This window comes from Methylocystis sp. IM3 (genome assembly GCF_038070105.1).
Taxonomy (GTDB): domain Bacteria; phylum Pseudomonadota; class Alphaproteobacteria; order Rhizobiales; family Beijerinckiaceae; genus Methylocystis.
This window is the reverse complement of sequence record NZ_JBBPBZ010000005.1, coordinates 45,389-60,173: the sequence shown is the minus strand read 5'-3', so window position 1 is coordinate 60,173 and position 14,785 is coordinate 45,389. Positions and strand designations below refer to the sequence as shown.

Genomic DNA, 14,785 nt, shown 5'->3' with positions numbered 1-14,785 from the left:
GGATGCGCCGCTGCTGTCAATTTCGGTTTCGCCGTAGAGGCAATCCTTCTCCATGATGGAGAGCGATATCGCCTGCGTATCACAACCAAAGAAAAAACTTATCCTGACGAAGTAACTTGCACATGCCCGATCGCAAAAAGGTGACATCGAATGTGTGACGCAGCGAAAGAGAGCAAACGAATCGACGCAATTCTCGCCTGGGCGATGAATCAGCCTCCGGTCAGACATTGTGTAGATGAGGCCGAGCTCGCAGGTTATGGACTGGCTGTTCTCCGTTGCTGCTACTCCGATGCCTGTCCGGATGAGTGCTTGCGTCAGAGATGCGCGGAGTATGCCATTTTCATTGCGAATTTGCGCCGTTCCCAGAACGAGCCAACATCTATCAAACGTGCTGACATAGCCGCTTTTGCAAAGGGGACAATGCATCATGTTCATGGCTTCTAATCAGTTCAGGGTGGTTCGTGGTCGAGAAGCGGCCTTCGAAGCCGCATGGGCCGAGACGAGCGCTCGGCTGTCCGGCGTAACAGGCCTCATTGGGTTTCGCTTCGACAAGGGCAAGGAGTTGCATCAGCACGTTCTATATTTCGCGGTGGCAATCTGGGAATCGGAAATGTCCTTTCTCGAATGGAGGCGTCATGAGCTCTACGGAGGCTGCCTTTCGGTTGGCAGCGTCCACGCAGGTCTCGCGCCGTCCAGGCTTGAAGAGTTCGACGCGACAATCTCGCGAAACAATCCACAGTAGATCGCGCCTATTAAATTTTTGAAAAGGGGAACGCGACATTGTTGCATCTCGGATGAATTGCCTGCTTTTAAAAAATACCGGGGTCGTATTAACGCTTAGACCCGCCGCGGCTCACCTAAGAAATCGATGCCGACATGGGAAGGAACATTGGAGGCCCTCGTCGCGATCGCATGAAGAAAAGCGGCGACGCCGCTGATGTGAAGGTTTTACGGGATTTCCGCTTAGACGTTGACCTCGACGTCGTGACTGTGCTGGTGGCCCATCACCAGGGAGTGGCCGGATTGGGGATGGCGACGTGATCCCGCGTCACGTCGAAGAGTCCGAGCTCGAAATTCAGCTCGCTATCGAAGAAGTCTCGTTTCAGACCGCCATCATACTCTGTGTCTGCACGAGATCGGCGCGCGGCATACTCAAACCGGCGAAATTTCCCGAAAGGGGGCGTTATTTCAGAGCGCCAGCGCGGCCAGCTCGTTCTCGGACATGCCGTCGGCGGGCCAAACCCCGGGCGGTCAAACCGGTTCGTCGGTTGACGCCTCGCCGAGGGTATGTCCAGTGCGCCTTGCGAGGTCTGCGGAGATTTCGCTCGTTTCGTTGAGGGCGTCTGCGGCAGGTCCCTTCAACTCGAGGCAGGCGCACCAACACATCAACCTTTCGCCGAATCGGCCGGGAAGCCATCGCCAGATCGAACCCTTAACTGAACGGCCACGCGCACCGCTGCCCATCGCCGAGAGCGAGAGGCTTAACGCCGATCCGCTCGAAACTGCACAGGCACCTCGAAGGAGAGGCTTTCGTCTGCGATGACTGGCGGGGGCGGGGGCACAGGGTCAGCTTTCTTCATCATGGCGAGAGCGGCTTCGTCGAAGACGGGGAGGCCGGACGAGCGCTTGATGTTGTAGACGAGGATGTGGCCGCGTCGATCGAGCGTGAAGTGGACGCTCGCCTCCGCGGCCCGTCTGCCGCCGCCGGGCGGATAGCGCTTGGCGCGATTGAGATGCGCCATCAGCGCCTTCTGCCAAGTCAGCTTGACGGCGTTCGCCGCCGTATCTGCGCCTTGGACCGGCGCAGCGGTGCGCTCGGCGAGCTTTTCCGCCTCCGATCTCGGCGGCGCGGTCGCCTCGGAGGCGGCGGATTCGTTCGACACCACCTGCTGGGCCTGCCGCGACTTCTGATCCTCGACTGGCCTCTCCGCTTTCGCGTCGCGCGACAGCTCTGCATCCTCCGCCTCGGCCCGCGCTATTTTCTCTTCGATATTCTCCTTGGTTTCGGCTGAGGCGACCGACGGAGTCGCCGCCGCGGACTCGTCGGTCACGGGGCCGGGCGGGTGGTCGAGATGCTCGATCTCACGCGCCGCCACCGGTTCGAGCGAGATCTCGATCGCCGGCGCGCCGCTCGCGTCCTCGTCGACGTCGCCGCGAAGAGTGAGGAGCGCCGTTGCCGCGCCGCCGACATGCAGAAAGAGCGCACAGAACACCGCCACGCTCCATAAGCGGTTATCCGGCGCTTCATTACGGAGAGCCGCGGCCCCGCTCATTGGGGGCCGTCCGGCTGTTTGCCGCCCGCGTCGAGCGTGACAAGCGCAACCTTCAGAAAGCCGCCGGCGCGAAGCCGCTCCAGCACCGCCATCATCTCGCCATAGGGCACTGCGCTGTCGGCGCGGAGATAGAGGCGCTTGCCTTTGTCGCCGAGATGCCGTTCGAGGGTCGCCACGAGCTCGTTGCGCTTGACCGGCGTATCGCCGATCGCCAGCGCGAGATCGGATTGAATCGTCACATAGACAGGTTTCTCCGGCTTCTCATGCGGGGCCGCGTTGGAGGCTGGAAGATCGACCGGCAGGTCGACGGTGGCCAGCGGGGCCGCCACCATGAAGATGATGAGAAGAACCAGCATCACGTCGATGAATGGCGTGACGTTGATCTCGTGCGTTTCCTGAAGATCGCCTTTGCCGAGATGCGCCGCCATCTTTTACTCCGCCGCCTGAATCTTGCTCGCATGATGGCCACGGTCGAGATCGCGCGATACGATGCGCAGCAATTCTCCTGACACATTGGAGACCAGTTCCAGATAGGCGCTCGTCTGTCGCGCGAGATGATTGTAGATGAGCACGGCGGGAATCGCCGCAAAGAGGCCGATCGCCGTCGCAAGAAGTGCTTCGGCGATGCCTGGCGCTACGACGGCGAGATTGGTCGTCTGCGCCTTCGAAATGCCGATGAAGCTGTTCATGATGCCCCATACGGTTCCGAACAGGCCGACAAAGGGCGCCGTCGATCCGACAGACGCCAGCAATCCTGTGCCGCGCTTGATCGACATCCCTTCCGCGCGATCGACCTCAGCGAAGCAGGAGGCGACGCGCTCCTTGACGCCCGGCCCGGCGAGAATGTCCGAAGACAGCTTCAACTCGCGCGTTGCTTCTGAGAGGAGCGCGGCGGTCAAGCGGTCGCCGTTCCCCAAAGCGAGGCGCGCTTCTGAAAGGCCGCGTGCGTCGGAGAGCTTGACGAGAGCGTCGATGGCGCGCTGGCGCGCGCGCTTCAATTCAATCGTCTTGGCGACGAGAACTGTCCACGTGCCAACCGAAGCCAGCAGCAAGCCGATCATCACGATTTTGACGACAATATCGGCGTTTGCAAACATCATCCAGACGGAGAGGTCGTGAGGTTTCGTCGCCGCGATGGCGGAGTCGAGGGTGCGAGCAGTCAGGGAGCCCTGGGCCCAGCCCGTCGAAATAGGGCCTTGTAGAAAAAGCATTCCCAGGAACGCTGAACGCATCGTGTTTTTCATGCTTCCGCCCATATCCGAATGAGGTTGTGATAGATACCGGTCAGCCGCACACAACTCGGGTCGCCTGCGCCGAGCCGATTGCTGAAAGACTGAATCGCCTGGTCCAAATCGAACAGCGAAGCGCGGGCCACATTGTCCCGGATCATGCTTTGTAGCCAAAAAAAAGAAGCGACGCGTTCACCACGCGTCACTTCTCGGACGAAGTGAAGGCTCGTCGACGGGTAGAGGACGAGATCGCCAGCGGCAAGCTTGACCTCCTGCTGCCCCACGCGGTCCTGAATGACCAGTTCGCCGCCGTCGTAATCCTCCGCTTCAGAAAGAAATAGCGTGCAGGAAAGGTCGGTGCGAATGCGAATCGCCGTGCCCGGAATGCCGCGGATGGCGTTGTCGACGTGAAGACCGAAGTCTTGCCCGACGCCATATCGGTTGAAGAGCGGCGGAAAGATTTTCGCGGGCAAGGCCGCCGATACGAAGTTCGGGCATTGGGCAAGAGCCTGTAAAACATGCTCTCCTAGCTCCCTTGCGGTGGCGCCGTCTTGCGGAAGCTGCAGATTGTTCTTCACGAGCGACGATTGCGAACCGGCCGTGGTCCGCCCATCCTCCCAATCGGACGCCGCCATGGTCTCGCGAAAGAAGGCAACCTGCTGTTTTGTCAGAACCTCGGGGATGCAGATCAGCATGGGCCTACGCTTCTCCCCAAAAGCGGATGAGATTGTGGTAGACGGTCGTCAGCTTACGCAGGTCCGCATCGTCTCCGTCGACGCGGGGAGAGAGGTCCCGTATCGCGGCGTCGAGATCGCAAACGAGGTCGCGTGCTTCATCGGACTTGATCATGCTCTGCAACCAAACGAACGAGGCGAGACGCTCGCCTCGCGTGACGGGAGTCACCATGTTCAGGCTGCCAGCGGAAAAAAGGACAATGTCGCCAGCTTGCGGCTTGAATCTCCTCGACCCGAAAACATCCTCCACGATCAGCTCACCGCCTTCATATTCCGCGGATTCTGTCAACAGTAGCGTCGCCGCAAGATCCACGCGAATCCGGGCCCCCGTCAGGGCGTCGCCGCGCACCGCATTATCGACATGCGGATCGTACCGGTCCCCCACCTCGTAACGTTCAAAAAGCGGAGGAAAGATCCTAAGCGGGATGGCAGCCGAGACGAAAGTGGGGCTTGAGAGAAGCGCCGAAATCACCGCCGCTCCGAGCTGGCGCGACAGGTCAGAATCTGGGGCTAGTTGAATGCTCCGCTTAGCCGACTTGCTCGCTCCCGCCGACGACGCGCCGTCCTCCCACGAGGCGCCCGCGAGCGCGTGGCGCAAGCGCAGGACGTCGGCCTTTCCGAGCGCGGAGGGAACATGAGCGAGCATGGTGAGATCCTCTAGAAATTCACGTGGGCTTCGAGGTAGGCGGCGCGGCCCGGAGCCATTTGCGTGAAGGGAGTCGCCGTCTGGTAGAAGGCGTCATAATATGTGCGGTCGAAGAGATTCATGACGGTCAACTTCAGACCTACATTTTTCGACAGGTTTGCCTCGGCGAACACGTCGAAGCGCCAATAGGAGGGTAGGATCGTTGGAACATTGACGAAGGGGTTTGCGACGGTAGGAGCCGGCCAGCCGGACGAATTTATAACGGTCGCGCCATTCGCAATAAGGTTGTTGCCGCCGTATATTTTCGAGCGGTAAATCGCCTGCCCGCCGATCTCGAGGCCATCCAGATCCAGGCCGATTAGATCCTCGAATTTATACTTCGACAGCAAGCTAAAGGATTCGTGTGCGACATTGGCTAGCTGAAGACCGATATTCGAATAGGCGAAGGAGTTGGTGACCTTCGACTGCATGACGACGAGTCCGCCAATCACGCTCCACCTATCGGTGATATTACCGGCGACCTCAAGATCCGCGCCCTGCACATAATAGGCGGCGTTGCCCGTTGTAATGCCCGAGTTCACCTCGCGGGCGCCGGAAACGTCGGTCCTGAAGAGCGCCGCCGTCGCGAGCAGATGGCCGAAAGCTTGCCATTTCACGCCGATTTCCTTGGCGCGGTTGTATTGCGGCGGGAAAATCTGCACCGCGGTCGTTAAACCACCATAGTTGGCCGCGCCCCCGTCGAGTTCCGCGCCGACTGGATTTGTCGAAGTGGCGTAGGCCGCGTAAAGGCTAACGTCCTTCAGTGGCTTCAGGACAAGACCGCCATTGTAGTTGGTCATGAACGAATGGCTTTTGGCGGTCGTTGTGCCGAAAGTGTCGCGGTTCCAGATATTGTAGTCGTCAAAACGCACCCCGCCGTTCGCCAGGACAATGTCCTGATAATTCGCCGTCTCGATCACATAGCCGGATGAGGTGTTGACGCCGATATTGGTGGCATTTGGGTTGCGATAGGGGTTGCCGAAAAATGGCAGATAGTTACAGGGCAGATAAAGGTTGCAGGTCAGGCGTCCGCCGACGGTTGGAATTCCGTTTAATTCGGAATTCAGACCGGCGTAGGTCGTGCGCGACACCCCCTCCCGGGCGAATTCGACGCCCACAACGCTTTCGTGCTTGATGGGACCGGTATAAAAATTGATGTTTGCTTCGGTCTGATTGTCGAGAACATTCGTAACTTGGTAGCGACTCTGTGCCCCAAGCGTCACGGTTCCTCTGAGGAAGTCTGAGCTCTGCGCAAGCGAACCGATGTAATCGATCACCGAGGTCCCCTGGCGTAGGCGGCTCGTCAGCATCAAATTTTCGCTATAGCGATACTGTGCCACGAACGTGCCGAAATCCTGGGAATACGACTGGCGGTCACGGTTCACGAACCCGTACCACACATAGCGTGGCACGACGCCTTCGGGGTAAGGCCGGTTATAAATGCGATTGTAAGGCACGCCAAAATCAGGCAGGCCATTGAGGTAGACATGGGTGTATTGCGCGGTGAGGGTCAAATTGTCGAGCGGCTTGAAAACAACCGAACCTGCGGCGCCGTTCCGATCGTCGGTGACAAAGTCCCGCCCGGCGACATTTGCATTCTGGAACATGCCATTCGCGCGCACAGCCAGAATCGGACTGATAACCTTGTTAACATCGAGGGTGACGCGCTTCGTCTGGTCCGAAACGCCGCCTGTCGTCTTGAGATCGACGAAATCTGAGATCGTGTTTGCTTGCTTGGTGACGATGTTGATGGCGCCGCCTGTGGTGCCGCGCCCCGCGAATGTCGATCCCGGGCCGCGCAGGATTTCTACCTGCTCGGTGTAGAAATTTTCCCGCACATTGACCCCCGGGTCGCGAATGCCGTCGACGAAAATGTCGTTGCGCGCATCGAAACCTCGGATGAAGAAGCGATCGCCGAAGGCGTTACCGCCTTCGCCCGTGCCGAGCGTGACGCCGGCGGTGCTTCGGCCGATTTCGCGCAAGTTCCAGGCGTTCTTGTCGTCCAGCGCTTCCCTCGTCAGCACAGTCACCGTGCGCGGCTGGTTCAAAATCGGCTGCGTGAATTTGTTCGACGCGAGCCGGACTGCCCGATACGGCGCGACCGGATCCGCATAAGGGTCTGCTTCCGCCTGGATGAAAAGCGGGACGCTCGGCGCGCTCGCGATTCCCTGGCCGCCCGGTCCGCCAGCGGTTGCCGCGCTCGCCGAAGTGGCGCCAGCGCTGTGTTGCCCCGCCGACGAATTTATCTGCGCCGTATGGTGAGCAGGCTGCGGCTTGGCGACCGCGACGGGCGTCGGTTTCGGCTTCAAAGGCGAGACCGGGCGAGGCTTCTCGCGCGGCGCATCGACTTTGACCGGCGGCAGGGTCGTCGACGAGTCTTGGGCGAGGGCGACAGTCGAACTGAGAATTGCGGCCACGCCCAGTGCGGTAGCCGCCGATCCATCCCGGGCCGTGCTCGGTAGCCGCAAAGTTCTTAGGGAAATCGGGGATTTGATCGAGATCGGAACACGTCTCACCTGAGTTCTCCTGCCATGCAGACTTTGCTACGCTGCTGGCTGGCTAGGCGAGTCGCCGTGGCTGGCTTGCTGATCGCTTCAATAAGTCGTGTTTAGAATCCGCTTGTGCGCACACTCAAGAAGAAAGTCGAGTTTGAAAGTTAGAAGACTTCCATGTGTGTGGCGGTGCAGACAGCAAAGTAAAGTCCTAAAGCGAAGATCAGCAAGGGGGGAATGAACTGTTTCCTACAAGGAAGCCCACTGCAAACCTGGAAGGCTTCCAATCAAGATCGCCCCCGGTTAGCCCCTGGTTGACGGGTCGCTGGCATCGTTGGATCTCTCACGGAGGATCAACTGTGGCTCTTTCGATCCGATCTTGCCGACGACGCGGAGAGGACCTTACGCTGGCCGTGCCGGTCGGCGCCTTCATTGACGCGCGAAGCGGCTGCGCTGATACTTTAGGCCCAAGGGTCGCCGACAAGCGGCGGCGCGTCAACTTGGGTGTCCAAATGATTCCTCTTACAGCTACGAGCATAAGTGTTTGCATGATCACCTTCATTGCTGGCGCGCTTGCAACGCCATACAATGCCGGCCGGAAGGTCGTGGGCCAGCCCCAATGCCAGGCTAGCGAGCGTGGTTATTCCGCCACTTGCGCGACTGGACCGACTGGCGAAAAGAAGCCAATCATGGAAGTGCCCGGCAGCGTCACGGTCTTACCTCACCGAGCGCTGAATGACCTGAGTCCGACGTCGATTAGTCGGGCTCTGAGAAGCGCCGCCGGCATCAACGGCTCCGGACGGTAACGAGGCTTTGACTCGGGTCTACGTCGCCGATAGCGTTCTGCTGGAAGGCAGGTTCGACGGCTTCGCTGATATTCTCGCGCTCTCTCATTTCGCTTCATCCGTTCTAATTTCGACGTCGCGGTCGGCTTCAATAGCGCGATCGTTGCGGGCTTCGCCTCAGGCAATCTGGCGCCGATCGCCTCGCGTTTCTCCACAATAGCGCGACGATTGCAGTGCTGCTACGCGCGCTTTTCGCTGCGCGCTGATAGCGTGCGCATCCAAATTTCAATAAGATATTTAAATCCGATTCCTTTTTCCCGGTCTTGCCTGGATCCGCTGCAGAATTGGAACGATTTGAAAATTGCTCGACTTCCAATCAACGCTATTAGGTGTTGACGATGCGACTGACTTGCTTCAGCGTGCCGGTAAAGCGAGACGAGAGGCAATGTCAGAAACACAGGACGAAGAACTGCCCGCCTTACCAGCTGGGTCGCCGGAGTTTCTCCCGAGAGAATATGTTGCACGCGAACTCATCGCGGACGCCGTAGAGGCAATCATTTTCCATGATGGAGAGCGGTATCGTCTGCGTATCACAACCAAGAACAAACTCATCCTGACGAAGTGACTTGGACGCGGCGCTGCCCTTCCGATCGCAAGAAAATGACACAGAATGTATGACGCAGCGCAAGAGGCCTTTGATCGGCCTTGATCAACGCGACAGGAAATCGGCAGCGATCCGCGTCGTGGCCTTCTCGTGCAGCTCGACGAAGGCAAATTTCGACGTGCGGTCGATCGACACTAACATGTAGAGTTTGCCTTCGGCCGTGCGAACTTCGGCGATGTCGATATGGAAATAGCTGATTGGATAGGCTTTGAACTTCCGCTTGGCGGAAACCTCGCCCTCGACATTGGGCAACCGTGAAATGCCGTGGCGCTGGAAGCAGCGATGCAGCGACGAACGCGTCAGATGCGGAAGCGTCGCCTGAAGCGCATAGAGGCAGTCGTCCAAAGGCGGCAGCGTGTGACGGCGGAAGGCGACAATGATTGCCTCCTCCTCGATCATCAGAACCGTCGATTCGGCCTCTTTCGGCGCGGTCCGTTCATCGCAAACCGAGGCCCGCTTCTTCCATTTGGCGATCGTCTTCTGGTTGACGCCATACCGCTTGGCGAGGGCTCTCAGGCTCTCTTGACTATGTTGTATCGCTCGACGCACCGCCTCTGTCGTGCGGGCGCTCCCGTGGAGAACCTGGCCCATAGCGCATCCTTCCAGCCGCTGGATAAGATTGCACCACCAAACCCCGGGATCAAACATCTAGCGCCTGCCGCCCCGTCGTCGCGTTGATTGTTTCATGTGCGCAAGATTCCAGAGCCGGCCTTAAAGGCGATGGATTCCTGGTTCGTTGTCGATGACGAGAATCCACGGCTGACTTGCAAGTTTTCTCTTCCGGCTGTCAAACTCGTTCGAGTTGGGAGCGGAAAAGGCCCTCGAGCGACCTAATCACTGGGACCTTCGGAGTTTTTCCGCCTGCGTGTCATCGAGATCGAACAGTGTACGCCGTCCAGGGCCAGGTTCAGCTGCAGCACATTTACGCGCGGCTCTCCGATGACGCCGGCGACGCGCGCTTCCGTGTATTCCTCGACGAGGAGGCGCACCTTCTGTTCTGGCAGATCGCGCGCTTTCGCGACAGAAGGAACCTGAGCCAACGCATATTGCGGCGAAATGTGCGGATCGAGACCGGAGGCGGAGGTCGTCACCGCGTCCGCTGCGACCACGTCGATGCGCCCTGCCGCGAACTCTGCCTCGATCGATGCATTCACCCGGTCAACTAGCTTCTTCGAGGTTGGGCCAAGGTTGGAGCCCATAGAATTCGACGCATTGTAAGGCGCGTCGATGATCTTCGCGGGGTCCGCCGGATCCGGGCCGGTCGTTGCCGAAGGACGCCCATGGAAATAGCGATCGGAGAGGAAGTTCTGACCGATCAGGCTCGAGCCGATGACGGCGCCATCACGCTCAATGAGGCTCCCATTAGCCTTTCCCAACATCGTCAGCTGAGCGATGCCGGTAATCGCGAGGGGGTAAGCAAGTCCCGTGAGGGCAGTGAACAAAACGATCATGACGATCGCGGGTCGAATTTGTGAGAGCATGATCGATCCTCACGCAAGATGCAGGAAGGAGACGGCCACATCGATCACCTTGATTCCGATGAAGGGCACGATGACGCCGCCGAGACCGTAGATGAGGAGGTTGCGGCGCAAGAGCTTCGCAGCGCCGACCGGACGATAGGCGACCCCTTTCAGGGCCAGGGGGATCAACGCGATGATAATCAGTGCGTTGAAGATCACCGCGGACAGGATCGCCGACTGCGGCGACGCGAGCTTCATGATGTTGATGGCCTCAAGCTCCGGATAGGTGACGACGAACAGCGCCGGAATAATCGCGAAATATTTCGCGACGTCATTGGCGATGGAAAAGGTCGTCAGAGATCCGCGCGTCATCAGCAGCTGTTTGCCGATTTCGACGATCTCGATGAGCTTGGTCGGATCGCTGTCGAGATCGACCATGTTTCCGGCCTCGCGCGCCGCCTGCGTCCCCGTCTGCATGGCGACGCCGACGTCCGCCTGCGCGAGGGCCGGGGCATCGTTGGTGCCGTCGCCGCACATGGCGATCAGACGGCCGCCCTGCTGCTCCTTTCGGATATAGGCGAGCTTGTCCTCGGGCGTGGCCTGAGCAATGAAGTCGTCGACGCCGGCTTCGCCGGCGATGGCCGCGGCCGTGACCGGATTGTCGCCCGTGACCATTACGGTCTTGATGCCCATGGCGCGCAAGGCGGCGAAACGCGCCTTGATGTCCGGCTTGATAATGTCCTTGAGATGCACGACGCCGAGCAGCCGTCCGTTTTCCGACACGGCGAGAGGCGTGCCGCCGGCGCGGGAGATACGATCGACAGTACGGGTGAAGTCCTCCGGGACGTGCGCGCGGTCCAGAACGTCGTTGGCTGCGCCCGCCATCTCCGACTGGCCAATGGTCTGCTTCACAACCGCGTCGACAGCGCCTTTTCGCAGCGAGCGGCCGAGAAGATCGACCCCGGAAATCCGCGTGTGCGCCGAAAAGGGCACAACCCGCGCGTCTGCGGCAAGAGTCGGCGCGGGCAATGCATAGCGGCTCTTCGCCAAACCGACGATGGAGCGGCCCTCAGGAGTTTCGTCGGCAAGCGACGCAAGCATCACGGCTTCAGCCAGAGTATATTCCGACACGCCGCCGACCGGGATGAATTCATCCGCCATGCGGTTGCCGAAGGTGATCGTCCCGGTCTTGTCGAGCAGCAGCGTGTCGACGTCGCCCGCCGCCTCGACGGCGCGGCCGGAGGTGGCGATGACGTTGAACCGGATGAGCCGGTCCATGCCGGCGATGCCGATCGCGGACAGCAGGCCGCCGATGGTCGTCGGGATCAGGCAGACGAGCAGGGCGATGAGCACGCTGAGGGTCAGCGTCGTCCCGGAATAGGCGGCGAGCGGCCACAGGGTCACGCAGACGATGAGAAAGATGATCGTCAAGCCGGACAGCAGGATCGAAAGGGCGAGCTCATTGGGGGTCTTCTGGCGCTGCGCGCCCTCCACGAGAGCGATCATGCGATCGATGAAGGTTGATCCGGGCGCGGCGGTGATCTTGACCCTGATCCAGTCGGAAAGCACGGTCGTGCCGCCGGTGACGGCCGAGCGGTCGCCGCCGGCCTCGCGAATCACAGGCGCGGACTCGCCGGTTATCGCGGATTCATTCACGGAGGCCACGCCCTCGATGATCTCGCCGTCGCCGGGGATCAGGTCGCCAGGCTCGACAAGGACGATGTCGCCGACCCTTAAATCGAGCGCGGATACGCCCTCGACGACGTCCCTCATGCCGCTTTTGCCCTCGGGATCGACCAGGCGCTTCGCATGCGTGTCGGTCCGGGTCTTGCGCAGCGCGTCGGCTTGCGCCTTACCGCGCCCTTCGGCGACAGCTTCGGCAAAATTGGCGAAAAGCCCCGTGAACCACAGCCAGGCCGCAATCTGCCCCGTGAACAGAGCGGCTCCATTCCCGGCGGCGACATCGCGGATGAAAATCAGGGTGACGACCACTGACACCACTTCGGTGACGAAGATCACCGGATTGCGCGCCAATTGGCGTGGATCGAGTTTTCTGAACGCGTCGATGGACGCGCGCTGGATAATTGCCCGATCGAAGAGGCCGGGAGCGGCGACTTTCGAAGACATGAGTGTCGACTCCGTTAAAAGACCTTGCCTGCATCCATCGCGAAATGTTCGACGATGGGTCCGAGCGCGAGCGCCGGAAAATATTGCAGAAGGTAGAGGATGAAGATCACGCCGATGAGCAGGCCGACGAACAGTGGACCATGCGTCGGGAAGGCGCCGGCGGAGGGAGCCGCCTTCTTCTTCGCCGCAAAGGATCCCGCCATCGCCAGCACCGGGACGACAAAGGCGAAGCGACCGAGCAGCATGGCAATGCCGAGCGTGGTGTTGTACCACGGCGTATTGCCAGTGAGGCCCGCGAACGCGGAGCCATTATTATCGTTCGTCGACGCAAAAGCGTAGAGGATCTCCGACAAGCCGTGCGGACCGGCGTTGTTCAGGCTGGCAAGGCCGGTCTGCAACATCACTGACGCGGCGGAAAAGCCGAGCACCGTGATCGGATAGATGAGGACGGCAAGCATCGCGAGCTTGATTTCGCGGGCTTCGATCTTTTTGCCCAGATACTCCGGCGTGCGCCCGACCATCAGGCCGCCGACGAAGACGGCGACGACCGCCAGGACCAGGAAGCCATAAAGACCGGCGCCAACGCCACCAGGGGCAATGCTGCCCATCAGCATGTTGAACATGGGCACCAGACCGCCGAAAGGCATGAAGGAGTCATGCATTGAATTGACGGCGCCGGTGCTCGTTCCGGTGGTCGCAGCGGCGAAGAGGGCGCTGGTGGCGACGCCGAAGCGGACCTCCTTGCCTTCCATATTGCCGGGAGACGGATCGACGCCAATCGCGGTCAGCAACGGATTCCCGGCGCCTTCGGCCCAATAGGCGATGAAGACGCCCGCGACCAGGACAATCCCCATGGTGATGGCGATGGCGCGGCCCTGCCGAAAGTCGAGCACGGCTCGCCCGAACGCAAACACAGTCGCGAAGGGGATGACCAGAAGCGCCCAGATCTCGAGCAGATTGGACCAGGCGTTCGGGTTCTCAAACGGATGCGCTGAGTTGGCGTTGAAGAAGCCGCCGCCATTGGTGCCGAGCTCCTTGATCGCCTCCTGGCTCGCCATGGGACCGAGGGCGATCACCTGTTTGGCGCCTTCGAGGGTCGTGGCTTCCACCGATCCGGTCAGCGTCTGCGGGACGCCGAGCGCGACGAGGAGAAGAGCCATTACGATGGAGAGGGGGAGCAGCACATACAGCGTCGATCGCGTCAGATCGACCCAGAAATTGCCGACAGTTGGTGATTCCGCGCGCGAAAATCCCCGCACCAGCGCAAAGGCCATGGCGAGGCCAGTCGCGGCGGACAGAAAATTGTGAACCGTCAACCCGAGCATCTGGCTGAGATGGCTCATGGTCGATTCGCCGCTGTAATTCTGCCAGTTCGTGTTGGTGAGAAAACTAACAGAGGTGTTGAAGGCGAGATCAGACGGCACGCCGCTGAACCCTTGAGGATTCAGAGGCAAGTACCCCTGCAAGCGCTGTATGGAATAAAGAGACACGAAACCTGCGATGCTAAAGGCGAGCATCGCCATTGCATAGGCGAGCCAACCCTGTTCGCGCGACGGGTCGACCCCGGAAAACTTGTAAAAGATGCGCTCCACCGGGGCGAGGATTGGCGACAAGAAGGTACGTTCGCCCCCAAGCACGCGCGCGATATAAGCGCTGAGCGGGATCGCCGCCGCGATGACGGCCGCGAGCACAAGGGCGATTTGCGCCCAACCGACGAAAGTCATGGATTTGATCTCGGGCAAGCCCGAGCCTTCTGATTAGAACTTTTCCGGATGAAGCAGGCTGTAGACGAGGTAAGCGCCGAGCAACAAGGCGACGCACAGGCCGATGATCGGTTCCGACACGGCGAAACTCCTTTAAAGCCGCCCGCAGGCACGGGCGTAGGCGCCCATGATGATCAAGATGACGACGCCAAGGGCGAGGTAGATAAGGTCAAGCATGTTTGGCTCCGCTTGGAAAATCGCTTCACTATGGGCGTAAAGTCCGTAAGCAGGCCATACTGAATCTGGCAGTTTGGCATAAAGGTTTCATAAAGACGGTCCCGGAGAGCTCCCGGGGAGATCGGCTGAATGACGCTTGGCGGTGAAACGGAACAAAAGCGCCAAAGCGCGCTATTTTTCGAAATGGTTGTGCCGCTTTTGCGCTCGTCTCGCCCGCAGTTCATCGCGAATATTTAGGGTCGCGATAAAGCAGATTGTGGCGAGGCCTAAGATATATATTCCGGTCATGTATTCCTCCTTCACCGCATCCGGCCGGCCCACAAGATAACGCCGAGCAGAACCCCAACCGTGAAGGCTGGCAGCGCCACAGAGTGAGGCTCGAACATGTGTGCTTTT

General features: G+C 59.9%; 14 protein-coding genes and 2 pseudogenes. 5 read left to right on the top strand and 11 right to left on the bottom strand.

Translation table 11 applies throughout. The features are described from left to right. Positions 1-36: 36 nt before the first annotated feature. From WOC76_RS24440 to WOC76_RS22120, 3 genes and pseudogenes are all read left to right on the top strand, one after another. Positions 37-144 (top strand): annotated as a pseudogene (locus WOC76_RS24440) (hypothetical protein); the annotation flags it as partial. Between the two features lie 283 nt (positions 145-427). After that, entirely contained in the window at positions 428-742 is a 315-nt protein-coding gene (locus WOC76_RS22125) for an antibiotic biosynthesis monooxygenase (RefSeq protein ID WP_341103407.1), read from the top strand. Between the two features lie 170 nt (positions 743-912). Further along, complete coding sequence (locus WOC76_RS22120) at positions 913-1,041, top strand: hypothetical protein (RefSeq protein WP_341103406.1); 129 nt, start codon at positions 913-915, stop codon at positions 1,039-1,041. Between the two features lie 440 nt (positions 1,042-1,481). On the opposite strand, the gene WOC76_RS22115 is transcribed toward WOC76_RS22120, so the two are convergent. The 6 genes from WOC76_RS22115 to WOC76_RS22090 are packed head-to-tail and all read right to left on the bottom strand — an operon-like array spanning position 1,482 to position 6,969. Continuing rightward, positions 1,482-2,213 carry a TonB family protein gene (locus tag WOC76_RS22115; RefSeq protein WP_341103405.1) on the bottom strand — a complete coding sequence of 244 codons (732 nt, stop codon included), beginning with the start codon at positions 2,211-2,213 and terminating at the stop codon, positions 1,482-1,484. A 56-nt stretch (positions 2,214-2,269) separates the two neighbouring features. Then, positions 2,270-2,701: a TonB system transport protein ExbD gene (exbD, locus tag WOC76_RS22110; protein WP_341103404.1), complete on the bottom strand. Its 432-nt coding sequence runs from the start codon at positions 2,699-2,701 to the stop codon at positions 2,270-2,272. Between the two features lie 3 nt (positions 2,702-2,704). Further along, entirely contained in the window at positions 2,705-3,517 is an 813-nt protein-coding gene (exbB, locus tag WOC76_RS22105; RefSeq protein ID WP_341431595.1) for a tonB-system energizer ExbB, read from the bottom strand. After that, positions 3,514-4,197 (bottom strand): Fe2+-dependent dioxygenase, encoded by a 684-nt coding sequence (locus WOC76_RS22100; protein ID WP_341431594.1) that lies wholly within the window; start codon positions 4,195-4,197, stop codon positions 3,514-3,516. Before WOC76_RS22100 ends, exbB begins: the two co-directional genes overlap by 4 nt. Before the next feature lie 4 nt (positions 4,198-4,201). Then, the gene (locus WOC76_RS22095) at positions 4,202-4,882 is read right to left on the bottom strand and encodes a Fe2+-dependent dioxygenase (RefSeq protein WP_341431593.1); all 681 of its coding nucleotides are present in this window, start codon (positions 4,880-4,882) and stop codon (positions 4,202-4,204) included. Between the two features lie 11 nt (positions 4,883-4,893). Next, entirely contained in the window at positions 4,894-6,969 is a 2,076-nt protein-coding gene (locus WOC76_RS22090) for a TonB-dependent receptor (protein ID WP_341103400.1), read from the bottom strand. 226 nt (positions 6,970-7,195) lie between these two features. Here WOC76_RS22090 and WOC76_RS22085 point away from each other — a divergent pair, with 226 nt between their 5' ends. Continuing rightward, complete coding sequence (locus WOC76_RS22085) at positions 7,196-7,441, top strand: hypothetical protein (RefSeq protein ID WP_341103397.1); 246 nt, start codon at positions 7,196-7,198, stop codon at positions 7,439-7,441. A 1,118-nt stretch (positions 7,442-8,559) separates the two neighbouring features. Further along, complete coding sequence (gene hemP, locus WOC76_RS22080) at positions 8,560-8,823, top strand: hemin uptake protein HemP (protein ID WP_341103395.1); 264 nt, start codon at positions 8,560-8,562, stop codon at positions 8,821-8,823. A 93-nt stretch (positions 8,824-8,916) separates the two neighbouring features. On the opposite strand, the pseudogene WOC76_RS22075 reads toward hemP, so the two are convergent. The 5 genes and pseudogenes from WOC76_RS22075 to kdpF form a co-directional block, all read right to left on the bottom strand. Continuing rightward, positions 8,917-9,453, bottom strand: a pseudogene (locus WOC76_RS22075) (IS481 family transposase); the annotation flags it as partial. A gap of 239 nt (positions 9,454-9,692) precedes the next feature. Further along, positions 9,693-10,343: a potassium-transporting ATPase subunit KdpC gene (kdpC, locus tag WOC76_RS22070; RefSeq protein ID WP_341103393.1), complete on the bottom strand. Its 651-nt coding sequence runs from the start codon at positions 10,341-10,343 to the stop codon at positions 9,693-9,695. Positions 10,344-10,352: 9 nt separating this feature from the next. Then, on the bottom strand, positions 10,353-12,449 hold the full coding sequence (kdpB, locus tag WOC76_RS22065) for a potassium-transporting ATPase subunit KdpB (protein ID WP_341103390.1): 2,097 nt from the start codon (positions 12,447-12,449) through the stop codon (positions 10,353-10,355). 14 nt (positions 12,450-12,463) lie between these two features. Next, a complete protein-coding gene (gene kdpA, locus WOC76_RS22060; RefSeq protein ID WP_341431592.1) occupies positions 12,464-14,173 on the bottom strand; it encodes a potassium-transporting ATPase subunit KdpA in 1,710 nt (569 codons plus the stop codon). 33 nt (positions 14,174-14,206) lie between these two features. Further along, on the bottom strand, positions 14,207-14,293 hold the full coding sequence (kdpF, locus tag WOC76_RS22055) for a K(+)-transporting ATPase subunit F (RefSeq protein ID WP_341103610.1): 87 nt from the start codon (positions 14,291-14,293) through the stop codon (positions 14,207-14,209). Positions 14,294-14,785 lie beyond the last annotated feature (492 nt).